Annotated in this window: 23 protein-coding genes; 16 read left to right on the top strand and 7 right to left on the bottom strand. The window is 59.5% G+C overall.

From position 1 onward, the window contains the following. The first annotated feature begins 189 nt into the window (after positions 1–189). The 4 genes from ACYG97_RS14315 to ACYG97_RS14300 are packed head-to-tail and all read left to right on the top strand — an operon-like array spanning position 190 to position 2,562. On the top strand, positions 190–651 hold the full coding sequence (locus ACYG97_RS14315; protein ID WP_050586847.1) for a hypothetical protein: 462 nt from the start codon (positions 190–192) through the stop codon (positions 649–651). Then, a complete protein-coding gene (locus tag ACYG97_RS14310; protein WP_023681168.1) occupies positions 648–1,868 on the top strand; it encodes an NRAMP family divalent metal transporter in 1,221 nt (406 codons plus the stop codon). The genes ACYG97_RS14315 and ACYG97_RS14310 overlap by 4 nt, the downstream gene beginning before the upstream one ends. Next, a complete protein-coding gene (locus tag ACYG97_RS14305; protein ID WP_245260609.1) occupies positions 1,865–2,227 on the top strand; it encodes a hypothetical protein in 363 nt (120 codons plus the stop codon). The genes ACYG97_RS14310 and ACYG97_RS14305 overlap by 4 nt, the downstream gene beginning before the upstream one ends. Positions 2,228–2,229: 2 nt before the next feature. Beyond that, positions 2,230–2,562, top strand: a complete 333-nt coding sequence (locus tag ACYG97_RS14300; protein ID WP_023681169.1) for a hypothetical protein — start codon at positions 2,230–2,232, stop codon at positions 2,560–2,562. 79 nt (positions 2,563–2,641) lie between these two features. Here the strand turns inward: ACYG97_RS14300 and ACYG97_RS14295 are convergent, their stop codons facing one another. Next, entirely contained in the window at positions 2,642–3,217 is a 576-nt protein-coding gene (locus tag ACYG97_RS14295) for a GNAT family N-acetyltransferase (protein WP_023748078.1), read from the bottom strand. Positions 3,218–3,419: 202 nt separating this feature from the next. Here ACYG97_RS14295 and ACYG97_RS14290 point away from each other — a divergent pair, with 202 nt between their 5' ends. The 5 genes from ACYG97_RS14290 to ACYG97_RS14270 all read left to right on the top strand — a co-directional run bounded on the left by ACYG97_RS14290 (position 3,420) and on the right by ACYG97_RS14270 (position 7,258). Continuing rightward, the gene (locus tag ACYG97_RS14290; RefSeq protein ID WP_031195797.1) at positions 3,420–3,740 is read left to right on the top strand and encodes a hypothetical protein; all 321 of its coding nucleotides are present in this window, start codon (positions 3,420–3,422) and stop codon (positions 3,738–3,740) included. Positions 3,741–4,375: 635 nt separating this feature from the next. Beyond that, positions 4,376–4,786, top strand: a complete 411-nt coding sequence (locus ACYG97_RS14285; RefSeq protein WP_023733188.1) for a DUF427 domain-containing protein — start codon at positions 4,376–4,378, stop codon at positions 4,784–4,786. A 40-nt stretch (positions 4,787–4,826) separates the two neighbouring features. Further along, positions 4,827–5,246: an HD domain-containing protein gene (locus ACYG97_RS14280; RefSeq protein ID WP_023733187.1), complete on the top strand. Its 420-nt coding sequence runs from the start codon at positions 4,827–4,829 to the stop codon at positions 5,244–5,246. A 330-nt stretch (positions 5,247–5,576) separates the two neighbouring features. Then, complete coding sequence (locus ACYG97_RS14275) at positions 5,577–6,083, top strand: YciE/YciF ferroxidase family protein (protein WP_023668075.1); 507 nt, start codon at positions 5,577–5,579, stop codon at positions 6,081–6,083. 128 nt (positions 6,084–6,211) lie between these two features. Further along, positions 6,212–7,258 (top strand): ATP-dependent DNA ligase, encoded by a 1,047-nt coding sequence (locus ACYG97_RS14270; protein ID WP_050588795.1) that lies wholly within the window; start codon positions 6,212–6,214, stop codon positions 7,256–7,258. 653 nt (positions 7,259–7,911) lie between these two features. Here the strand turns inward: ACYG97_RS14270 and ku are convergent. Then, on the bottom strand, positions 7,912–8,877 hold the full coding sequence (ku, locus tag ACYG97_RS14265) for a non-homologous end joining protein Ku (protein WP_460221590.1): 966 nt from the start codon (positions 8,875–8,877) through the stop codon (positions 7,912–7,914). A gap of 53 nt (positions 8,878–8,930) precedes the next feature. Between ku and ACYG97_RS14260 the strand changes: the two genes are divergently transcribed. The 7 genes from ACYG97_RS14260 to ACYG97_RS14230 all read left to right on the top strand — a co-directional run bounded on the left by ACYG97_RS14260 (position 8,931) and on the right by ACYG97_RS14230 (position 20,026). Then, positions 8,931–9,365 (top strand): DUF768 domain-containing protein, encoded by a 435-nt coding sequence (locus ACYG97_RS14260; RefSeq protein WP_198029688.1) that lies wholly within the window; start codon positions 8,931–8,933, stop codon positions 9,363–9,365. Positions 9,366–9,370: 5 nt separating this feature from the next. Then, positions 9,371–9,979: a LysE family translocator gene (locus ACYG97_RS14255; RefSeq protein ID WP_245260762.1), complete on the top strand. Its 609-nt coding sequence runs from the start codon at positions 9,371–9,373 to the stop codon at positions 9,977–9,979. A gap of 44 nt (positions 9,980–10,023) precedes the next feature. Continuing rightward, entirely contained in the window at positions 10,024–10,566 is a 543-nt protein-coding gene (locus ACYG97_RS14250) for a DUF6894 family protein (RefSeq protein WP_156937169.1), read from the top strand. 23 nt (positions 10,567–10,589) lie between these two features. Next, positions 10,590–11,210, top strand: a complete 621-nt coding sequence (locus tag ACYG97_RS14245) for a cysteine hydrolase family protein (protein WP_023687850.1) — start codon at positions 10,590–10,592, stop codon at positions 11,208–11,210. A gap of 296 nt (positions 11,211–11,506) precedes the next feature. Beyond that, on the top strand, positions 11,507–11,782 hold the full coding sequence (locus ACYG97_RS14240) for a hypothetical protein (RefSeq protein WP_023725485.1): 276 nt from the start codon (positions 11,507–11,509) through the stop codon (positions 11,780–11,782). Between the two features lie 446 nt (positions 11,783–12,228). Further along, complete coding sequence (locus ACYG97_RS14235; RefSeq protein ID WP_031246159.1) at positions 12,229–17,940, top strand: HAMP domain-containing protein; 5,712 nt, start codon at positions 12,229–12,231, stop codon at positions 17,938–17,940. A 49-nt stretch (positions 17,941–17,989) separates the two neighbouring features. After that, complete coding sequence (locus ACYG97_RS14230; RefSeq protein WP_245260761.1) at positions 17,990–20,026, top strand: response regulator; 2,037 nt, start codon at positions 17,990–17,992, stop codon at positions 20,024–20,026. Between the two features lie 84 nt (positions 20,027–20,110). Here the strand turns inward: ACYG97_RS14230 and ACYG97_RS14225 are convergent, their stop codons facing one another. From ACYG97_RS14225 to ACYG97_RS14205, 5 genes are all read right to left on the bottom strand, one after another. Then, the gene (locus ACYG97_RS14225) at positions 20,111–20,539 is read right to left on the bottom strand and encodes a GFA family protein (protein WP_081839719.1); all 429 of its coding nucleotides are present in this window, start codon (positions 20,537–20,539) and stop codon (positions 20,111–20,113) included. After that, positions 20,532–20,708 (bottom strand): PPC domain-containing DNA-binding protein, encoded by a 177-nt coding sequence (locus ACYG97_RS14220; protein WP_023704643.1) that lies wholly within the window; start codon positions 20,706–20,708, stop codon positions 20,532–20,534. Before ACYG97_RS14220 ends, ACYG97_RS14225 begins: the two co-directional genes overlap by 8 nt. A gap of 26 nt (positions 20,709–20,734) precedes the next feature. Beyond that, entirely contained in the window at positions 20,735–21,052 is a 318-nt protein-coding gene (locus ACYG97_RS14215) for a hypothetical protein (RefSeq protein WP_023733181.1), read from the bottom strand. Positions 21,053–21,321: 269 nt separating this feature from the next. After that, positions 21,322–22,293: an SDR family oxidoreductase gene (locus ACYG97_RS14210; RefSeq protein ID WP_023687856.1), complete on the bottom strand. Its 972-nt coding sequence runs from the start codon at positions 22,291–22,293 to the stop codon at positions 21,322–21,324. A gap of 183 nt (positions 22,294–22,476) precedes the next feature. Next, positions 22,477–23,118: a hypothetical protein gene (locus ACYG97_RS14205; RefSeq protein WP_023691383.1), complete on the bottom strand. Its 642-nt coding sequence runs from the start codon at positions 23,116–23,118 to the stop codon at positions 22,477–22,479. Positions 23,119–23,564: the final 446 nt, after the last annotated feature.

Here is a 23,564-nt window from a genome sequence, read left to right as displayed (position 1 = left end):
GATCTCCCGCGCTTCTCCACGCCAAAGAGAAGCGCGGGCCTCCCTCTTTCACGGCTGTCCGGGATGAGCGTTTTGTTACGTTGACTAGCCGACCTCACAGGCTCGTCGTCGGTTTCGTTGACGAGCTCCCCGAGCGCTCTAGATCATTGATGCCGGACGCAGTTGGTTCGGGCCGGGGAGGAAATCCGCGTGGCGCATCCAACGCGCGCTGTACCCCATAACGACCGTCATTTTCCGGTTGGCTGCCTGTGCTTGCTTCTGATTCTAGCCGGGTTGGCCGGATGCTCGTCTTCCAATCAGGTGGCGCAGCAATCACGAACAGCGGCCTCCGCGGCACAGACCGTATCGATGGTGCTGGATGCCTGGGTGGAGGGAGCGGCACCGTCCGCCTATGCCACGGCCGCACTGCACTCGGTCGGAAAAACGCTGGCCGATGTCGAGGCGCAAATTCGATCGGCCGAGACCGCTGAACCAGCCGGGCGAGCAGGACTGACGGCAGCAGTCAACAGTTTGTCGGTGGCGGTGGCGCATGCCGAGGCGGGATTGCGGGTGAACAATCGCACTGAGGTGGAAAGCGCACAACAGGATCTTCGGGCGGCCATGCGCTCGCTCGCCGCCGCTTACACCAGCGCTTTCGGACCAAAGCCGTGAAGAAGCTTCTGGAAATATCGCTTGGCGTCGTCACCAGTGTCGGAGGTTTCCTCGAAGTCGGGTCGATGGCTACGGCGGCGCAGGCGGGTGCCGCCTTCGGTTTCCAGCTAATCTGGGCCATAGTTCTCGGCACCATATGCATCATCTTTTTGGTTGAAATGGCCGGTCGGTTCGCCGCGATGAGCCATCACACGATCTCAGAGGGCATTCGTGAAAGATTTGGGTTCAACGTCTTCCTATGGCCGTTGCTCGTCGTCCTTCTCGTCAATTTCATGGTGCTGTCCGCTGAGATCGGCGGTGTGGCCATCGCACTCGAACTTGCCACCGGCATAGGCTTCCAGTGGTGGGCACTGCCGGTGGCGTTGCTGGCATGGCTGCTGCTGTGGAAAGGCACGTTTGGCTTTATCGAGAAAGGCGTTTCGGTCCTCGGCCTCGTGACGCTGTGCTTCGTGGTTGGTGCGGTGTTGTTAAAGCCCGACTGGACAGCGGTCGCTGGCAGCGCCGTGCCTTCGCTGCCGGCTCACGATGCCATCAATTACTGGTTCATGGCGGCCAGCATTCTCGGCGCGTCGATATCGCCTTATCTTTTCATGTTCTATTCCTCGGGAGCTATCGAGGACAAATGGGATGAAAGCCACCTGGGAGCCAATCGTGCCATCGCCGGGCTGGGCATGACCTTCGGTGGGACCATTTCGATCGGCGTGTTGATCGTCGCTGCTCTCGTTCTCGCGACGCGCGGCATCGACCAGGTGGACGACTATCACCAACTGCCGTTGATGCTGATCCCTATATTCGGCTTCTGGGGGTTCGTTCTATTCGTTGCCTCGCTCGCCATTGCCTGTTTCGGCGCCGCACTCGAAGTAGGGTTGCAACAGGCATATCTGGTGGCACAGGGCTTTGGCTGGACCTGGGGCGAGGATCGCAAGCCGCGCGATGATCCGGGCTTCAGTGCCGTCTATACGGCATCATTGTTTTTGGCCGCCATTCCGATCATGCTTGGCCTCGACCCACTGAGGCTGACCATCTTTTCCATGGCGGTAACGGCGGCGAGCCTTCCGCTGACGGTAGTTCCATTTCTCTTCCTGCTGAATGACGAACGCTATGTCGGCGAACATCGCAACGGCATCATTTCGAATGCCGCCGTTGTCTTCATTATCGCGCTTGCCTTCGTGCTCGCCGTGGTGACGATTCCGCTGCAGATATTCGGAGGCACATGATGGAATTGATGCGTGATCTCCTGGACAAGCAGGTGTTCGACCGCCGGCGGGTCAAGATCGGCAAGGTCGACGGAGTGGTGGCCGAGTTGCGGCGGGGCAAACCACCAAGGATTGTCGCGATAGAACTCGGCTCCATCACTTTGGCGCGCCGCCTTGGCGCGCGGCCCGGGGAATGGATGGCGCAACTGGCGACGAGGGTGGGTGGCAAACGCCACGCCGTGCCACACAGGATTGCGTGGAAAAAGGTGCAGGACAACGGGCTCGACATCGAATGTGACATCGAGGTGGGCGAGACGTCGATTTTCGCCTGGCAGGACTGGTTGCGCGATCATGTCATCGGGCGCATCCCAGGAGCGTGATGATGAGGACAGTCAACCTCGAACATCTTGCCGGGCGACGCGTGCTCTCGCAGCGCGGAAAGAGCATCGGTCACATCGAAGAGATTCTCGCCGAACAGCGTGGCGACGAGCTCGTCGTTACTGAATTCCACGTTGGCATCTACGCCGCGTTCGAGCGTCTGTCGGCCTCGACCATCGGCATCGCGATGCTCGACCTGTTTCGGCTGCGCCGCCGCGACGGCCTGTACCGCATTCCCTGGGATAAACTCGATATCTCCGATCCGGCGCGACCGCGGCTGCTATGCCCGATGACCGAGCTTCCCGGATGGAAAGGGCAAAAGGACCTTCGGGAGTAGATGGCTACGGCTGGGAGGGCTAAGGCGCCGGCGTTTTGCCGGCGAACAGCCGTTCGTGCAGATGGCGCCTCCGCAAAGATTACTGCAGGTTCTTGCGAAGGAAGATGCGGGCGTGTCCTGGAATAACGAATTCGACCTTGCCGAATTCCTCAAACCCATGATGCCGGTAAAATTGAGGCGCCTGGAAACTGCTCGTCTCGACGACGGCTCTCTTGCATCCACGCCTAACGGCTTCCTCCTCAATCGCCATAAGAAGCTGTGATCCATAGGATCGGCCACGCAATTTTTCAGGCAAGAAGAACATGTCGAGAAACAGGAGCCCCAGTTCCGTTCTGCCCCAAATTCCACCCCAGATCTTTCCCGAGGGGTCGGTAAGCTCCGCGCCGATCACTGCCCGGTCATCGATTCCGGTTTGTTCGATGTTGTGTCGATAGAGCGCAGCGGCCGCCTGCGTTCGTGCATCCCCGTTGTGAGCCAGAGCGATTGTAAATCCTTCGGATCGAGCCGGCATGCGTTCTGCTCCTGCGTCGGAATGGTCTTGAGATTCAACCGTCAGATTAACATCAAGGCGGCCGGTTCGCTCGCAGCTCTGATCGCCGCTTCTGTTGTAACCCGTCTTGCCCACATTCCGCATCGCGATCCGCGACGGATGCATGCAGCCGCGCCCAACATATCGCTTTGGTGTTGAACAAAGCCCATCCTGCCCTTGTCAGGTCTCATCACAATTCGTGCGCCGTCAAGAGTGTCCACCTCGACGAAGGCTGCTGCGGATCACAATCCATTACGCCGGGAACAATGAGAAAAACCTGTCGTTGGGAAAGCGATCGCAATTCGGCGATTCAAACACGGAGACTCCAATGTTGAAGAAAATTCTAGCCGCGTCGGTGCTAACTATTGCCTTGGCCGGTTCCGCCCTGGCGCAGACAAATGGAACGGGTGCTGGCGGCACGGCTGGCACGGGTAATGGAACTGGTACTGGAACTGTTGGCAGCGGCGGCGCCGCTGGCAATGGCACTGGCAGCGGGAATGCGGCCGTGCCAACCGATCCGAATTCCACAAACTCGACTACAAAATCGAACGGTATGACCGACCGTTGCAAGGACGCCGCAGGCAATGACATCGATAACAACACTGCAAGTGGCGCAACGACCTCGACCGTGCAAAATTGCAACAAGTAGCCGATGGACCTAGCGGCTTCGGCCGCCCGAAGGCCCGCCATCAAGACAATGGCGGGCCTCCGAATACGTGCCTCGCGTGCTGCCTGGATACATAGGAGCACATGTGTCCAAAGAGACCCGGCGGGCCAAACTCGATCGCTTAGCCGCCTCGATTCCGAAGCACGAATTCGAATTCCTAATGAAGATTGCAAAGCTAAGCCGTCATGACCTACTTGGCCTGATCGCTAAACACGATGGCGGCAGGGACAAGGTCTATAGGGACCTTGCGGCCCACTTGGCAGCAACTGAGGCCGCCCCGGAGCCCGTACATGAGGCGGCAGCTGACGACGGCCAAACAGCTGGAGCATCTCCAGCCACGAACTCGCCCGCCGGCAAGTGGCGGCGAAGATCATTTCGGTGCCAGCCCTGACGCTCCACGGAAGCGACGACCGTGTCGTCCTTCCAAAATCTTCGAATGGGTTGGACGTGCATTTTACCGCGCCTTACTGACGAGTACTGCTGGATACGGCAGGCGGTAGGCGCTTTAAGGCCGGCTGCCATTCAGCTTCATCGGACATGCCGGAACCTGAAGCGCCGCCGCGCATTTCGTCTCCAGGCATGACCGATCTTGCGGTAATCGCCAGGGAGAAATTCAGATGCAAACTTCAGGCGCAACTTCAAAGCAAAACCTTGGCCGATTGGCCATAGAACCGTTTTCCGGCACGGTGACGGTGCGGTTTTCCGACGCCATCGTCGCAGCTACGGAGCGGGCGAAGGTCCTGCGTGAAGACGGGCACGAGCCCGTTTTCTATATCCCGTTCGAGGACATCTATTTCGATCTTTTCGAAAAGACCGACACCACCACCCGGTGCCCGCTCAAAGGCACCGCAAGCTACTGGCGTGTCCACGCCGTCGGCAGTTCTTCCGATGATTTCATGTGGGCCTACGAAACGCCCGATGCGGCTGCTCTGGCTATTGCAGGTCACGGCGCTTTCGATCCGGAAAAGGCCCGTATCGATGTCGATCCTGCCGAGGACAAGCGACACACGCCACATATCGTCGAATAGGTTTCATCAGGCAGAGACAATCACGGTAACGACAGGCGCGATGAGCATTTTCTACCAGGCGGCAAAGATTGCGGAGGAGGTTCACGCGTCTCAGCGTGATAAGACCGGGCGGCCCTACATCGAGCATTGCCGCCGTATCGTCGACGCCGTCGAGACAATCGATCAGAAGACTGTTGCCTACCTTCATGACGTTCTGGAGAAAGGCGAAGGCTGGACCCGCGCCAAGCTCGAAGAAGCAGGCTTCGGACCGACAATTGCCGCGGCGGTCGATGCCATGTCGCGCAGGCCGGATGAGGAGTATTTCGCCTTTGTCCGGCGGGCTGCGTCGAACCCAGTGGCGCTCCCCGTAAAACGCGCCGATCTGGAGGACAACATCTGGCAGTCGAGGCAGGTCGGAGCGTCGGCGGCCAAATATGAAGAGGGCCTTCGCATGCTTGACCAAGAGTTCTCCCGACAATAGTGCGCGCCCGACGCTGGCATTGCATCTGCCGAGGCAGCCATCGCCTGCGAGAGCTTGCGGCGCACAGCACGTTTCGGCTCTCCTGGCCGTCAGTTTTTCCGCGCCGGCGTGCGCCTGAGGGTCCTCGCTGGACCATGGAACGTGTGATCGGGTCAAAGCTCCTCCGGAGATGGACCGCAGCGTCTCCAAAAGGAGTAACGGCCGGCTCGGAATCAGGAACTCCTCCAGCACCGGTGCGTTGACCAGCAAGCCGGGACGAGTTCCCGGCCTCCGCGGGTGGCGGGCAAGCCGCCGCCGAACCCGAACTTCTGCACAATGAAAGGTAAGGCCATGGGCTTCTTTTCGAAGGACATCAAGACACTCGACGATCTCTTCGTGCACACGCTGCGCGACATCTATTACGCCGAAAAGCAGATCGAGAAAGCTCTGCCGAAGATGATCGGCAAGGCAACCGATCCGCAATTGAAGGCCGGATTCGAAAAACACCTCGAGCAGACCAAAGGCCATATCGAGCGCGTCGAACAGGTGTTCGAATTGCATGGCGTCAAGGCCAAGGAGGTCAACTGCCCGGCGATAGACGGCATTCTGGAGGAAGCCGACGATGTGAGCGGCGACGTCGACGACAAGGAGGTTCTAGACGCGGCGCTGATAGCGTCGGCGCAGGCGGTCGAACACTATGAGATGACCAGATATGGCACGCTCATCGCCTGGGCCAAGCAGCTTGGCCGCAGTGACTGCGCCAACGTATTGGCCAAGAACCTGAAAGAAGAGCAGGCGACCGATCGCAAGCTCACCGAAATGGCGGAAAGCAAGATCAACATGCAGGCTGCCGAGTAGACCGTCCCAGGTCATGATGAGATTGGTTGAAATCTCATCATGACCTAACCCTGTTGGAGCATGATTTTTTCCAAAGCCGGCACCAGTGCTGCGTTGAGTCGATCTCCATCGTTGTCCACGGAACTTTCATGACGGGCGAATCTGCCATCTCTCGCGATCTGCCGACGAGTGTAAAATCGTCTTTCGGCGTGGCGTTGAGCACGGCGCCGATGGAAGCAAAGGCTGCCGACACGTTGCCGGCCGATGCTGGCCGATGGCAATACGAACCCAAATGGGACGGGTTCCGCTGCCTGGCCTTTAAATCCGGCGCGGCCGTGGAGTTGCGTGCAAAATCCGGCAAGCCGTTAGGGCGGTATTTCCCGGAAGTCGTCGCGATGTTGCATGAACTGAAAACAAAAGAGTTCGTGGTCGATGGTGAGATCGTCATCGAAATTGCAGGCTCTCTTTCTTTCGACGCCTTGCAGATGCGGCTGCATCCGGCGGAAAGCAGGATCCGGAAACTGTCGGTCGCGACGCCGGCAAAGCTGATCCTCTTTGACATGTTGGCGACCTCCGAGGGCGTCTTGATGCAGCAGCCGCTCTCGGTTCGGCGCGCTGCACTCGAACTGTTCGTAAAGTCGGCCGGGCGAAAGGATCTCGAACTGTCTCGGGCAACGCTTGATTTGGCGGCGGCAGGCAGATGGCTAGGCCAATCCGGACAAGGTTCGACCGACGGGGTCGTTGCCAAGCTTCTCGATGACGAATATCGACCCGGCGAGCGCGCCATGATCAAAGTCAAGCGCCTGCGCACGGCCGATTGTGTCGTCGGAGGGTTCCGCTACCTGGCGAATTCGCGTGAAGTCGGCTCCCTGTTGCTCGGCCTGTACAATGACCAGGGGCAACTCGACCACGTCGGGTTCACTTCGACGATCGCCCGGGAGGACAGGGCCAAGCTTACGCGACAACTTGAAGCTTTGCGATCGGCTCCTGGCTTCACGGGAAAAGCGCCGGGCGGCCCCAGTCGGTGGAGCACGGAAAGAAGCGGACAATGGGAGCCATTGCGGCCCGAACTGGTGGCGGAGGTGCGGTTCGATCATGTCACCGGCGATCGTTTCCGTCATGGCACCAAATTTCTGCGATGGCGTCCTGACAAAAGCCCGAAGCAATGCACGTTCGAACAGATACTTGGAAAATGAGGCTTGGCGAGGCGTCGATAGGTCCACACCATCGAGACCAAATCCGTCAAGCATTCGGCGCAGCCAAATCCAGTCGCATTTCACTGGCGATCTTGAACCCGGCGGCGAGATAAACGCCTTTGCAGGAGGATGGCGGACCAAACTCGTTGTTCAGTCTGTCACCACGCCTCGCTTTGGCGGATCACGGTTCTCGTCCGGATTAGGAACTGGCACTTCGTCGGGAAGAAGATCCGGCTCAGGCTCGCGTATGTCCGGCGTCCACGTCGGCGCATCCACTGGCGGCTCTTCGGTTGGCTCTGGTTTGGGGGGCACATCTATTCTCCGGGTTTCGCTTGGGCGTGGGGTTCGGCCCGCCACCGGTCGCGCGTCGCCGCGTCTGGAGGCGAAAGGGTCTTTTCACACCCCATGTATTTTTACCGATGGCCAGCGGTCCTGGGGCTTGTCGGCGCCCGATCAGAGTCCTGCGTTCCGGCTCCTTGAGCGCAATGTTGGTATCCGCTGCCTCTGGCTCTTTGAGGACTGCCCCGTCGACGTTCTTGATCTCGGCCATAAGGCATCGTCCTTGGTGGCCAACGGGCAACCGCGAGAATTGTTCCGAGCGATTAAGGGCGGCTGGAGCTGCTGTGCGGACCTTCTGGCTGGGCAGTTATCAACTATGCTGTCTTGCGTTTCGGTGAGGCTCTCTTTGTGGATCTCGCCAGCCCTTCCTGTTTGAGGCTCTTCTTCAGCACCTCAGCGAGGTTGATGACATTCTCCTGTGGCCTTGGTGCGGGCTTCGGCAGCTTCTTGCCTTTGCGCTTTGCATCGATCATGGCGATCAGTGCGTCTTCATAGGTGTCTTCAAATTTCGAGGGATCGAAGGTCGTCACTTTTTTATCAATAAGCATGCCGGCGATTTCGAGCAGATCGGGGTCGTATTTCTGCTTGGCCAATCCATCGAACACAGTGCTTTCCGAAACCATTTCGTTGTGGTTGCGAAGCTCGGTCATCACCATCCCCTTGCCATAGGGCTGAATCAGCACTTCGCGGCCGCGCTGGTAGAGCACCACGCAGGATCGAGCGGCCACGCCCTTGTTCTTCATGGCATCGCGGATCACTCCGTATGCTTCGATTGCGGCGCCGTCGGCCGGGATCAGATAGTAGGGCTTCTCGAGATAGCGCGTATCGATATCGTCAATCGATACGAATTCGCCGACTTCGAGCGTGTGCTTCGACGTCAGCTTCAACGCCTTTATGTCGTCAGGTTCGATCTGGAGAAATTCGTCCTTTTCGATCTCGAAACCCTTCACCTGATCCGCTGCATCCACCAGCTTTCCGGTCTCCTCGTCGGCGTAGACGCTCCTGACCGGCAGACCGTCCTTGCGGTTCAAAATCTTGAAATGGATCTTGGATGCTTCGCTGGTTGCGCCGACAATCTTCACGCCGCAAGTAACCGAACCAACCTTCAAGAAGCCCTTCCAGGCAGCACGTGGCGCGGCCATTTTGCGCTTATCCCGTTTCCAGCTAGGGCAACGCGTTGCCGCTCGAATTGTTCCTGCGGCGGGGGCTCGGTGCACCGTGAATGTCCGGTGGGGGGAATCCTGTCGGTCTCGACAGCGATTTTCATCGGCACGGTGCATCTTTTGGCAACCTGTCGGCGTTGGAAGTGAGCCCATTTGCCGAGGTGAGTTCCATGAAAGTGTCGACGAGGGACGATTTGAAAACCGAGGCGCAGCTTTCGGAAGACGCTGACCTCATCGTAAATCGTACAGTCCATTTCGTCGGAGTATGGATTGAGGAGCATGTGATCGAAAAGGCTGCTCTCATGCGGAAGGGCGTCGATGCCGCAGAGGAACTCGCAAGCGAATGCATCGCGGATGCAGACGAGGAAGGCATCGCCCCCGAGGACATTCAGGACGAAGTCGGGGACCTCAAGGAGTACATTGCCGAGATGATCGTGGAGCAAGGCGGTCGCGGCTCTGCAGTTAATTCTGAACCAGACATGAGCTACTTCTGCGCAACGGCCTCGGCGCCGCAGCTTCGCGTTGACCGGCTATATCGCCGCTCCAAGTCCAACAAGAGCATCATTGTTGAGAGGAACAAGTCATCGATCCCGCCCACTGGATAGCATTCGTGGGAACGGTCGTCCTGCTGCAGATGCCGCCCGGGCCGGATAGCATGCTGGTGACGGCGCGCGGCATAGGGCAGGGACGCAGGGTTGCGCTGTTCACGGTATTGGGGATGACGGCCGGCGCCGGCATGGTTCAGCTTCCTCTCATAGCGTTCGGTGTTTCGTCTCTCGTGCGAACCTCCCCACTAGCTTTTGGAGCACTGCAATGGCTTGGGGCGGCGTATCTCGTATGGCTCGGGCTAGGGCTGGTCTTCACGAAGCCGGAAACACAGGCTCGGCCGGATACGTCCCCGATCAAGGCCGTTGCCGCGGCGCGGGAAGGCATGATTGCCAATCTGTTCAATCCGTGGCCCATCACGTTTATGGTAGCGTTCCTGCCTCAGTTCGTTGATCCGCATGGGAGTTCCGTGACGCTTCAACTGTTGCTGCTGGGAGCAACTCAGAAAATGACGGGCGTGTTGGTGTTGGGGACCTATGCCGTGGCCTCCGGCAGCATAGGCGCCTGGATCCTGAAGCGCCCTCGTGTGCGGCTTTGGCAGCAGCGGATCGCCGGCCTCTTCATTGTTGGCCTTGGGTTCCGAATGGCCTTTGGCGGCGGGGCAAGCCGTTAAGTTGCCGGGCCGGCGCCTGCATCCGCAGGAACCGAAAGCGCACCATGAACATTGTCAGACACAGGCAGGAGAGTGTCGTGCAAGTCGTTCGGACCGAAGTGGTGAATGCCAGGGCGCCAGACGGGCAGTCGGTTCGCCGGGTGATATTTTGCGGCGAGGGCGGCGACTGCGTTACGGTGGACATGGCAAACGTCGGGATACAAGCTGAAGATGACGTGCTTGCCCGCGCAAAGGCAATCCTGGTCCAGACAGCGACCTTTGATCTCGCAGCCAATGAATATGACGCGAGCAGCAACGGCAATTTCGACCAGGTCGAGATAACCTCTGCAAGCGACGGCGCCGGCGACGTATATGTCTTTGAGTATCGCGATGGCGAAACCAGCCGACGCATACCGCCGTCGAGGATGGCGAGCCTTGAGGCGGCCCGGTCCGAAGCTATCCGCTGCGCAATCGATCTTCTCGCCGACCTGCAGCCTGGCACGGACGCTCTGTCCGGCTGGCTTGTGAGGGTATCCAACGAAAACGGTGAATTGCTTTACACTGTTGATGTGGCTGAGGCCGATGCAGCGCGGCAGGCAGGCCAGTAACCCAAACCCGACGGAATCCACCAGTGGCCGCCCAAGGATTGATTCACGGACCAATAGGCGACGATGGCCTGCATCTGTGCGTCGACATGCAGCGCCTGTTTGCGCCGGGTGGACCTTGGCCCGTGCCGTGGGCTGAAAAGGTGGTCCCGGCGATCGAAGAACTGGTCGCCAGACATGCCAGCCGTACCCTGTTCACGCGCTTCATTCCTGCCGCCCGCCCGGGCGAGGCGCCGGGAATGTGGGCAAACTACTATCGTCGGTGGGCGGAGGTAACCCTTTCCAACATCGATCCGCGCCTGATCGAGCTGATGCCTCAACTCGCACGATTTGTACCGCCGGCGACGGTGGTCGACAAACACGTCTATTCGCCCTGGACCGAGGGGCGGCTCGACGCGCTGCTGAGTGGCTCCGGCGTGCGTGCGCTCGTGATCACCGGTGGCGAAACCGACGTTTGCGTTCTCGCGACCGTGCTTGGCGCCATCGATCGTGGCTTTCGCGTCATTCTCGTCACCGATGCCATCTGCAGCTCTGCCGACCAGACCCATGACGCACTGATGGAAGTCTACCATTCCCGCTTCAGTGAGCAGATTGAGGCGGCCAGCATGGCGGAGGTGTTGGAGTGTTGGCCACAACTCACTCGCTGATCTGGTGGGCTTCAAGTGAAAGGGCCGACAATCGTCATTCTGGTCGGGCGGACTGTTTCAGTTGGCGGACGGCACTACAGTGAACCGGAAAACGTATATGAACGGCACGATTGCCTGATCTGGTCGCTCGCGTGAATCAGTGTCTGGAAGCGTACAAAGCCTTGCAGAGCTATCGACAGCGCGGCCAACCGTCATAGAATGAACAGGATACAGCGCCGAAGACTCGATGCCGGCATCTAGCAATCTTTGCGAGACATCCGGCGCCTCTGCCGTCGGCCTTCCGCAGGGAGGATGATGTGCTGAAAACAGAAGTCATTGACCTTGAAACCTATAGCGCAGTCTACGCGGTGATCTCTGGCTATCGCGCTGACGACATTATCTCGACGGCGTTTGCGGTCGATGAAATCCGCGCAAGGTTTCCTGAGTGTCGCTGCGACGACGAGGAATTGGTCGGGCTTATGGTCCATGCCATGTCCGGCAAGAAAATTGCCGTGAGCTTCGACCACCGGGTGGAACCGGTCAGGCGGCGTGCTGCGCTGCCGATCGCTTCGGAGAGCAAAGGACTGCGATAATTGGACCACCATAGGTCCGTTGCGATTTTGGAAGACGAGGCGTTTATCGCGCTCGAACGAATAGCTACGTTGCTTGACGCCCGAAACATCCCCTTTGTCGTCCATTCGGCAAGCTACGCCAATTCGGGTTTTCACGATCCGATTTTCCTTCAAGGGACATGGGTCGCAAAGCCTGCCTCGCCTTCCGAGTTGCGCAACGCAATTCCGCCTCTCTGGCAATGGCAAACGGCTATGACGTGTCGTGGTCGGCTGAAGCACGATAAATCCACAACCGCATCATGAAAATCCGGCGTTCAAACCAAGGCGCAACCGTCGGCCTGGAATTCACGGCACGATGGAACAAAATTGAAGATGCCGCGTTTGGGGTCTTGCGGCGCGATCCACCATTGGCCGCGGGGGCAACTTTATCCGTATAAATCCATAGGGCTGGGAGTGGCGCTGTGACCGTGCAGGCATCCAAGAAGCAATTGGACCGTCGAAGCATCCTGAATTCTCTGAAAGCCTTCCGGCGCGGCGATTTCTCCGTCCGCATCGACAATGTTTATGAAGGCCTCGATTCCGAGATAGCTGAGACTTTCAATGAGATCGCTGACCTCAACGACCAAGTGACGCGCGAGTTCGAGCGCTTGAGCCGGGTCGTCGGCAAGGAAGGGCGGATAGGCGAGCGCGGCCGGGTTCGCAATGCCACCGGCAGTTGGGAATCCAGTGTCCGTTCAGTCAATGATCTCATAGAAGACATGGTTCAGCCAACGGCTGAGGTTGCGCGCGTTATCGGCGCCGTCGCCAAGGGCGACCTGTCGCAGACCATGATGGTCGAAATTGATGGCCGACCGCTGCGTGGCGAATTCCTGCGCATCGGCAAGATCGTCAACACCATGGTCGGCCAGTTGGCCTCCTTCGCCTCCGAGGTGACGCGCGTGGCGCGCGAGGTCGGTACGGAAGGCAAGCTCGGCGGCCAAGCCCGGGTCAAGGGCGTCGCCGGCACGTGGAAAGATCTGACCGACAACGTCAACGCGATGGCCACGAACCTGACCGGGCAAGTGCGCAACATCGCGGAGGTTACGACCGCGGTCGCGTCGGGCGACCTGTCGAAGAAGATCACAGTCGATGTCAAGGGCGAAATCCTAGAACTGAAGAACACCATCAACACGATGGTGGACCAGCTTAATTCCTTCGCTTCGGAAGTGACGCGCGTGGCGCGCGAGGTCGGCACTGAAGGCAAGCTTGGCGGCCAGGCGCGCGTTGAGGGTGTTGGTGGTACGTGGAAGGATCTGACCGACAATGTGAATTCCATGGCCGAGAACCTGACTGGCCAGGTGCGCAACATCGCCGAAGTGACGACCGCAGTGGCTTTGGGCGACCTGTCGAAGAAGATTACGGTCGACGTGAAGGGCGAGATTCTCGAGCTGAAATCCACGATAAACACAATGGTGGACCAGCTGAATTCATTCGCGGGCGAGGTCACGCGCGTGGCACGCGAGGTTGGCACCGAAGGCAAGCTTGGCGGTCAGGCGCAGGTGCGCGGCGTCGCCGGCACCTGGAAGGACCTCACCGACAACGTCAACTCGATGGCCGAGAACCTGACCGGTCAGGTGCGCAATATCGCCGAGGTGACGACGGCGGTCGCGTCGGGCGATCTGTCCAAGAAGATCACGGTCGCCGTGCAAGGCGAAATCCTGGAACTCAAGGACACCATCAACACGATGGTCGACCAACTGAACTCCTTTGCCTCGGAAGTGACGCGCGTGGCACGCGAGGTCGGCACCGAAGGCAAGCTGGGCGGCCAGGCAGAGGTGAGGGGCGTCGGCGGCACATGGAAGGATTTGACCGACAACGTCAATCTCATGGCCGCCAACCTGACTGGCCAGGTTCGAAACATCGCAGAAGTCACCACCGCCGTGGCGCGCGGCGACCTGTCGAAGAAGATCACCGTCGACGTCAAAGGCGAGATCCTGGAGCTCAAGGACACCGTCAACACGATGGTCGACCAACTGAACTCCTTTGCCTCTGAGGTCACGCGTGTGGCCCGCGAAGTGGGATCGGAAGGCAAGCTTGGTGGCCAGGCGCATGTCGAAGGCGTCGGTGGCACCTGGAAGGATCTGACCGACAACGTCAACGCCATGGCCGGCAATTTGACGGTGCAATTGCGCGACGTGTCCAAGGTGGCAACGGCCATCGCGACCGGCGACTTGACCCAGAAGATCACCGTCGACGCGCTGGGCGAGATCTTGCAGATCAAGGACGTCATCAACACGATGGTCGACCAGCTCAATTCCTTCGCTTCGGAAGTGACACGTGTGGCGCGCGAGGTCGGCTCCGATGGCAAGCTCGGCGGCCAGGCCCAGGTGCGCGGCATCGGCGGCACGTGGAAGGATCTGACCGAAAACGTCAACGCCATGGCGGCCAACCTGACCGGCCAGGTGCGCAACATCGCCGAGGTAACCACCGCCGTGGCGCTCGGGGACCTTTCGAAGAAGATCACCGTCGATGTCCGCGGCGAGATCCTGGAGCTGAAGGACACCATCAACACAATGGTGGACCAGCTTAATTCCTTCGCTTCGGAAGTCACGCGCGTGGCACGCGAGGTCGGCACGGAAGGCAAGTTGGGAGGCCAGGCGCAGGTGCGCGGCGTTGCCGGCACGTGGAAGGATCTCACAGACAATGTGAACTCGATGGCCGAGAATCTGACCGGCCAGGTGCGCAACATCGCCGAAGTCACGACCGCCGTGGCGCGCGGCGACCTGTCGAAGAAGATCACCGTCGATGTGAAGGGCGAAATCCTGGAGCTCAAGTCGACCATCAACACCATGGTGGACCAGTTGAACTCCTTCGCCGGCGAGGTCACCCGAGTCGCGCGTGAGGTTGGCACCGAGGGCAAGCTTGGTGGCCAGGCGCGCGTCGAAGGTGTTGCCGGTACCTGGAAGGACCTGACCGACAACGTCAACCTGATGGCGACGAACTTGACCAATCAGGTGCGCGGCATCGCCGATGTCGTGACGGCGGTCGCGCAAGGCAATCTCAGGCGCAAACTGACGGTCGACGCGAAGGGAGAGATCGCCCTGCTGGCCGACACCATCAACGGAATGATCGAGACGCTTGCCACCTTTGCCGACCAGGTGACCAACGTCGCCCGTGAGGTGGGCATCGAGGGCAAGCTCGGCGGTCAGGCGCGTGTGCCAGGTGCCGCCGGCCTCTGGCGCGACCTCACCGACAATGTCAATCAACTCGCTGCCAATCTGACCACCCAGGTGCGTGCCATCGCCGAGGTTTCGACGGCGGTGACCAAGGGCGATCTTACCCGTTCGATCAGCGTCGAAGCCTCCGGCGAGGTCGCCGCGCTGAAAGACAACATCAACGAGATGATCCGCAATCTGAAGGATCAGACGCTGAAGAATGCCGAGCAGGACTGGTTGAAGACCAATCTCGCCCGGTTTTCGCGCATGCTGCAAGGCGAGCGCGACCTTGCCACCGTCTCGCGGCTCATCATGTCCGAACTCGCTCCTCTGGTGAACGCCCAGTATGGGGTGTTCTACGTCACCAATCGCGACGAGGAGGAATCCTATCTTGAGCTGGCGGCTTCCTATGGCGCCGAGAGCAAGGCTGCCATCAAGCAGCGGCTTGATCTGCGAGAGGGCCTGGTTGGGCAAAGTGCCGCCGACAAGCGCGCCATCATGCTGGACAATGTGCCGCCAGAATTCCTTCGGGTCACATCTGGTCTTGGCAGCGCCTCGCCAGCCAATGTCATCATCCTGCCTGCTCTGTTCGAGGATGAAGTCAAAGCCGTCATCGAGCTCGCCTCGTTCGGCGAGTTTCGTGACACACACCAGTCGTTCCTCAACCAGCTCATGGAATCCGTCGGCATCGTTCTCAACACAATCGCTGCGACGATGCGCACGGAGGGCCTGCTCAAGCAGTCGCAACTGCTGACGTCGGAATTGCAAGCGCGTCAAACCGAGCTGACAAAAAAGCAGGAAGAGCTGCATGCGACGAACGAGGAGCTGCAGGAAAAGGCGCAGCTGCTCGAGAACGAAAAGAAGCAGGTCGAAAACAAGAATCTCGAAATCGAGATGGCGCGACGCGCGCTGGAGGAAAAAGCCGAGCAACTGGCGCTCACGTCGAAATACAAATCCGAATTCCTGGCCAATATGAGCCACGAACTGCGCACGCCGCTCAATTCGCTGCTCATTTTGTCAAACCTGCTGGCGACCAATCAGCACGGCAACCTCAACGAAAAACAGGTAGAGTTCGCCCGCACCATCAATTCGGCAGGAACCGATCTTCTCAGCCTCATCAACGATATCCTCGATCTGTCGAAGATCGAGTCGGGCACTGTTTCCATCGACATCAACGATATGCCGGTGACGCATCTTCGCCAGCATATGGAACGAACTTTTCGTCAGCTGGCAGCCGACAAGGGACTTGGCTTCACCATCAAGGTCGATCCGGCGCTTCCCGACACGGTCCGCACAGATGAGAAACGCTTGCAGCAGATTGTCCTCAACCTGCTTTCCAACGCATTCAAATTCACCTCGGAAGGCGAGGTCAGCCTGAACTTCCGGGTTGAAAAGGCCGGCCGCCGCAATGGCGCGACGCAGCCGGTGAAGGCTCTCGCGATCGCCGTCACCGACACCGGCATTGGCATTCCAGAAGACAAACAGAAGCTGATTTTCGAGGCCTTCCAGCAGGCCGACGGCACCACCAGCCGCAAGTATGGCGGCACCGGCCTTGGGCTCTCGATCAGCCGCGAGATCGCTCGCTTGCTTGGCGGCGAATTGCGGGTCGAAAGCACGCCGGGCAAGGGGTCGACATTTACCCTCATCATCCCGTTCGACGGCCCCCGCGTGACGACAGTACAGTCGACCCTGGCTCCGGCGGCGGAGGCGGTTGCTGCGACAGCTCTGCTCAGCAGTCCGGCCTCGGCAGAGCTGATCGACGACCGCGATTCAATCCTACCCACCGATCGGATCGTGTTGATCGTCGAGGACGACCCGACCTTTGGCGGGTTGCTGCTCGGCCTCGCCCGGTCGGCCGGGCTGAAAGGCGTTCTGTCGAATGCAGGTTCCGGCACGCTGGCATTGGCCCGCAAGCTCGTTCCCGACGCAATCACGCTTGATCTCGGGCTTTCGGATATCGATGGCTGGGTGCTTTTCGATCTGCTGCGGCATGACCAGAAGACGAGGGGAATTCCCATCCATGTCATCTCGGGTGCCGAAGACATCGACAGTCTCGCACGCAAGGGGGCGTCCAGCATTTCCACCAAGCCCGTTTCCTCGGACGAGCTGATGAAGGTGTTTCAGGATATCCACTCGAAGAAGCTCCGCGTTCAGCGCCGCGTTCTGGTCGTGGACCCTGACCCGGAGCGGCGTCTGGCGCTGGTCGAGGCAATCCGCGACGGCGTAACGTCGGTCACCGCGATCGGTCGAGTTGCGGCAAATGCAGAAGACGTTGGCCTCGCCTCCTATGATGCCGTCGTGCTCGGCTTTGGACGCTCCGCCAAGGACAACGCAAAGGCGCTGGACGAGATCACCGGCCACTTCGGCGAAGCCTTGCCGCAGCTGCTGTTCTTTACGCCTCACCCGGACGCGCTTGAACAGGTACTGGCGTTGAACCCGGCCTTGGCGGAAGCACCGCGGGCGGAGAACTTCGCTCAATTGGCGCTGCATATTTCGGCAACGCTGCCGGGAGAAGGTCGCCAAGAGGCCTGGGCAGGAACTGAACATAACGGCAAGTCCGATCTCGCCGGGGCGAAAGTTCTCATCGTCGACGACGACATTCGCAATATCTATTCGCTCACCAGTGTTCTGGAGACCTATGACATACAGGTTCTGCATGCCGAGCGGGGCCGTGATGGCATCGCGCTTCTTGAACAGGCGCCCGATGTCGACGTGGCATTGATCGATATCATGATGCCGGAGATGGACGGCTACGAGACGATGCGGCGGATTCGCGGCACGCCGGCGATTGCTCATATCCCGCTGATTTCCGTCACCGCAAAGGCGATGAAGGGGGATCGGCAAAAATGTCTGGATGCCGGGGCTTCCGACTACATCGCCAAACCCGTCGACCTGGATCTCCTGCTGGCGCTGCTTCGTGTCTGGATCGGGCGTGCCCGATCCCGTGTCGAGAGCCCGGAAAAACTTCTCCTGGCAGCGAACTGACGGCCGTTCGATGCAAAAGCTGGCAAGAAACAGGGTAAGGAAACTTGAGGTGGCAGCTCTTGCCGAAGGGCCGGCAAGAGCCCGCATCCTGGCGGTGGACGACGATGAGCGCAATCTGCTGGCGATCAGCGAAGTGCTCGCGACTATCGGAGAGGTCATCTGCGCCCAATCGGGCGAAGAGGCTCTGCGCTTTCTGCTGAAAGAGGAGTTCGCCGTCATTCTCCTGGATGTCCTCATGCCAGGGTTGGACGGGTATGAAACGGCCGCACTTATCCGCCAGCGCGAGCAATCCAAGCGCACCCCAATCATCTTCTTGACCGCCATCAACAAGGAGGATGCGCATATGCTGCGCGGCTATGATGCCGGCGCGGTCGACTATGTGTTCAAGCCATTTGATCCGATCATGCTGCGTTCGAAAGTCGCGGTTTTCGTCGAACTCCACGAGAAGACGCTCGAGATCCAGCGCAAGGCGGAGGTCGAGCAGGGACTATTGGCGCAGGCGTTGCAGGCGCACAAGGACAAGCTTCAGGCCGAACGCGCGCTGCGCAGCGCCGAGCAACGGCAGGATGCCATCCTGAATTCGTTGCCGGTCTGCTTTCATGCTCGGGCAGCCGAGCCGCCCTTCGCGGCGCGCTTTGTTACCGAGGGCGTCGAGCGCTTGACCGGCTTTGCGCCTGAATACCTGACATCGGATCCGGAGTTCGGTCTCAGCCGCGTTCATCCCGACGACCTGCCGCGATTGAAGCAAGCGCTGCTGGCGGCCAAAACCACCGGCTCCTATACGTGCGAGTTCCGCTGGCATTGCGCCAATGGCGAGTATCGCATCTTTCTCGACCAGGGCGTGATGTCGGACGGCTCAGATGGCCGTGAACCGGAAATCATCGGCACATTGCTTGACATCACCGAGCGGCGCGGTCTTGAGGATCAGCTGCTTCAATCCCAGCGCATCGACGCTATCGGCAAGCTAACCGGCGGCCTGGCGCATGATTTCAACAACCTGCTCGCCGCAATTCTCAGTGGGTTAGGGCTGCTTGAACGCCGGGCTACGTTGGATGATCAGGCGCAACAGGTACTCGACCTGACGCGGCGTTCTGCAAGACAAGGCGCTGACCTTGTCGCGCGAATGCTGGCATTCTCGCGGCGCCAGACCCTGAAGCCGGAAGCGGTGCGCCTTGCTGCGCTGGGCGACACGATGAACGGATTGGTGGCGCCCGTGCTGGGGGGGTTGATCCGTTTCGACTGGCAGATCGATGACACGATCTGGCCGGTGCATGTCGATGCAGGCCAACTTGAATTGGCCTTGATGAATCTGGTTTTCAACGCGCGTGACGCCATGCCCTCTGGCGGGACAATAACCGTGCATGCGCAGAATCGATCGATCGGGACGCCAACAGAGGATATTCCGCCGGGCGACTATGTCATGATCGCCGTCAAGGACACCGGATCCGGCATACCTCCCGATCTTGTCGCCAAGGTCGTCGAACCGTTCTTCACCACCAAGCCGGTCGGTAAGGGAACGGGCCTCGGCCTCAGCACGGTCTACGGCTTCATGAAGCAGTCAGGTGGGACACTTCGCATAGAAAGCGTCGTCAACCGCGGAACTACCATGCAACTCTGGCTGCCACGATCGACCGAACAGCCGGTCGATCCTGTGGTGGAACCCGACATTGAACGAGCGTTCGCCGATGCCGGGATGGAGCACCCATCAATCCTCCTGATCGACGACAGCCATGTTTTGCGGCAATTGACCGCCGAGTCCCTTCGCCAACGTGGTTTCGAGGTGACCTGCGCGGGAGGAGGGGCGGAGGCGCTGGCCATGATGGAGCGCACTCCCAACCAGTTCGACGTCATTATCACCGACTTCGCCATGCCACTCGTATCCGGCGTCGACGTGATCCGCTTCGCGCGCAATTTGCGCTCGGACTGGCCAGCGGTCATGATCACGGGCTATGCCGATGCCCGGGAGATTGCCGATCGGCCAGCCGACGTGCCCTTGCTCGGCAAGCCCTTCCGCGACGAGGATCTGTTCGAAGCGATTTTCCTCGCGATAGAGAATGCGGCCCCCCAAAGGATCAAAACCGGCTAGCGCTTAGGGGTTGTCAACGGTCTGGCCACGTCGCAAAGGGCCGCATTCCTGATCGGCAATCTTGGTCATTCGCAACAGGCGGCGCTACCAGCGTTCCTCGGTGTCGCGGTCCGGTAGGTCTATTCCGCAGCACACCCAACCAAGGCGCTGCGCTGAACCATAGTTGTACCGAGGCTCCAGGTGAGCCGGATCATCGAAGGTACCGACGTGCAGCGCGATCTCGGTTGGCGACGCGTCATAGCAAAGGCTGAGCGGCGACCCGCATTCTGGGCAGAAGCCTCTTTGCGCGATCGGCGAAGACCTTCGATATGTTGGCGTTCCGGAATTCCAGGTCAGGCTTTGGCAGGGCATCCAGGCAAGAACTGCAAACGCGCTGCCGGTCGCTCGTCTGCACATATCGCAGTGGCAGTAGTGAACCCTCGGTTCGATCCCGGCGCTGAATCGGATCCTGCCACAGAGACATCCGCCCTTGATGGCCAAGGAGCCGGGTAGGCGCTTGCCAACCTCACGCATTAAGATCGATCAAGGCGGCGCCGAACGCTCCGATCGCAGTCAAAGAGGCACTGCCGAGGTTTTGGTCGGTTGCGAAGGCTGTCAGCGCACCGAAGCCTTCGTCGCCGAGGTCGAGCACGACGACGAAAGTCCTTTGCCCGCTGACCTGATTGACGAGCTTGGGTTTCATGGCGTTCCGAACCTGTTGCGGGGCAGTTAATGGGCATGGTGCTCGGCATTCAGCTTGCGGGTTGCCGCTGCCTTCTTTGCCGATTCCGATCGGCTTTCGGCTGACCGTGAAGCCGATGCCTTGCCGCCGCTTTTCCCACCCTTGTGGGCCGCGGGGTGTCCGGTGTGTTTACCACGACCCGAGCCGCCTTCTTTCTTGCCGCCGCCATCGTCCTTGTTGACGGTCGCCCATGCCCGGCGCTCGGATTCCTTCTCGGAAACACCGCGCTTCTCATAGCCTGCGGCAATGTGGTCGGCTTTGCGTTCCTGTTTGTCGCTGTATTTCGATTTGTCGCCTCGTGACATGGTGGTTCTCCTGGCTCAATGATGTTTGAACGGTATGCCGGCGGGAGAGTTCCAAGCGGAAATTCAGAAAATTGAAAACGCGAGCGAGGATTTCGACCAACACGGAGCGCTATTGCTCCGGAGCCGTGGCGGGTGCCGTGTAGCGGCGGCGCACGGCACCGATCACGCGTTTCTTGAAGCGATCGAGCGCGGCAAGCGTCTCCCTGGAGACGACGTCGTCGCGTGCCGTCTACTCGGTAGCCCAATGCAACGAAATACGTTCCGCGACCTCAGTAGCCACCGACCACCGGCAGGATCTCTCCCGTGATGTAACTCGAGCAATGCGACGAGGCGAGGAACACGTAAGCCGGGGCAAGTTCTTCCGGTTGCGCTGGCCGTTTCATCGGCGTATCCGCGCCGAATTTCGAGACGTCGTCGGCTTCCTTGTCCGAAGGGTTGAGCGGCGTCCACACCGGACCTGGCGCGACCGCGTTTACCCGGATGCCCTTGCCTATCAGATTGCCCGAAAGCGCTCGCGTGAAGGCATGAATGCCGCCCTTGGTCATCGAATAGTCAACCAGTTGCTTGGAACCGTCGATGCCGGTCACCGAACCGGTATTGATGATCGCGGAGCCCGGCTCCATGTGCGGCACGCTCTCCTGCGCCATATGAAAATAGCCGTAAAGATTGGTCTTCAGCGTCGTGTCGAAATGTTCCTCGGTCAGGTCGTTGAAGTCACTGGAATGGATTTGGAAAGCGGCGTTGTTGACCAGCACGTCGATCCTGCCGAATTTTTCGACCGTCAGCGCCACGGCGTTGCGGCAATGCTCGCGTTCACTGACATCGGCTTTTATCAGTATGCAACGCCGGCCTTCCTTTTCGACGGCGTTTTTGGTCGCTTCGGCGTCCCTGTCTTCACTCAAGTATACGATCGCAATGTCGGCGCCCTCGCGGGCGAACAAGACTGCCACCGAACGGCCGATGCCGGAATCACCACCCGTGATAAGCGCTACCTTGTCGTCGAGTTTTTTCGATCCGAGGTAGTAAGGCGCATCGTAGAGCGGAGCGGGCTCGATCGCCCATTCATGCCCCGGTTTGGGTTGATGCTGCTCGGGAAAAGGCGGCTCGGGATATTTGCGGGCGCCGGCTTGCATCGCTTGTTGCATTTTGCCATTGCTCTTCGTCTCGTCTTTGGCGTCGATACCACGCTGGATATGCCGTTGCTTGGCGGCTTCAGCTGAAGTCTGCGACTTAGTCTGCATGGCTTTCTCCTGTGCTCGGAGAACGAACAACGCATGCCGGGCAAAAAAGTTTGCGCAAATATCTCGATCCCGAAAGGGCTCGCCATTGCGAACAGCCTGCGAGGAGCGTGGAGCATTGGTCGTCAATGAGACCGGAATTGCCATGCCGGTGGCGTTCAGACAAACACCACATTCGTTACCCGCTCAAAGCACGCTCTTTTCAGAACCATAGGGTTTGGCAATGCGGACCATGCCTTTCGTCCGAAGGCGCTGGTATAAATAGAAAATCGTCATCAAGCCGATTGCTGTTCCAGCACCAAGACACAGCGCGAGCAATAGTTCTGCACCGACACGAAACGCAAGCAGAGTAACGCCGGCCGCAGCGACGATGGCATTTATGAATGCGATCATAGTCGCTGCAGTGGTCAGGTACGCCAGGAGAGGCCCAGTACGAAGAGAAGGTTCGGCGTCATTTTCGGGCCAGCGACCGAATTCCTTGGAAAACTGGAAGGCAGCCTCGTCGCCCAAAGTTCGATAGTAGGCTCTGATCCGGGCAATGCCGATATGGGCCTGCATGTTCTCAGCGGCGATGTCGACCAACCTCAAGACGGTAAAGGCACCCAGTAAAAAGACCGATGGCAGCACAACCGCGACAAACGGCAGGAAGAACTCGGAGGACTGCGTAACAAAGCCCGTTGCCACCAGAGCGCTCGACAGAGCCATAATGTAGATGGTCGTCCGCGACGCCATTTCACTTATGGACGTGCTGATCGCTGTCTGCTGCACGAAATGCTCTGTCGTCAGGGCCGCGAGAAACGAAGCATCGGGTGTCGGCGTGTCAGCCATGGAGTATGCCCCTGTCGGGTCGACCTGAGTTTTTCTTCGATATAGCGCTTGCGAGGCTGGCCGCCACTGGATGCTCCCGACGTCTGACCCATGCCGGTTTTATTGTGCCATATCCAGCGAGCCCGCATCACCGATCAGAAAGGGCCGATCATGTGGTCAGCAGATGCTGGCCATATCGCAGGCGAAATGTCTGCCGTGGTCAATCTGTATGGCCTCCTGTTGGGGATCCGGGTCGAAGCGCATTCGCGGCGCGGTTGCAGTTGGGAGCGGTTCCGCGGCGGCGCTGATGCGAGTTCGCGCATTCGTGGCAGCGGCCTCGAAACGAATTCGGTCCCTAGGCCGGCAACGCAAATTCACCGGCAAGTTCAATGGTGCGGGCTTGCGGGCCGACTTTTCGGTGGCGAAGCCCATGACCACGGTCCACCAGACTCATAAATCAGCAGCCC

It is taken from the genome of Mesorhizobium sp. W067 (genome assembly GCF_054719525.1).
The sequence above is the reverse complement of the archived record's forward strand: the minus strand, read 5'-3'. Positions and strand labels throughout refer to the sequence as shown.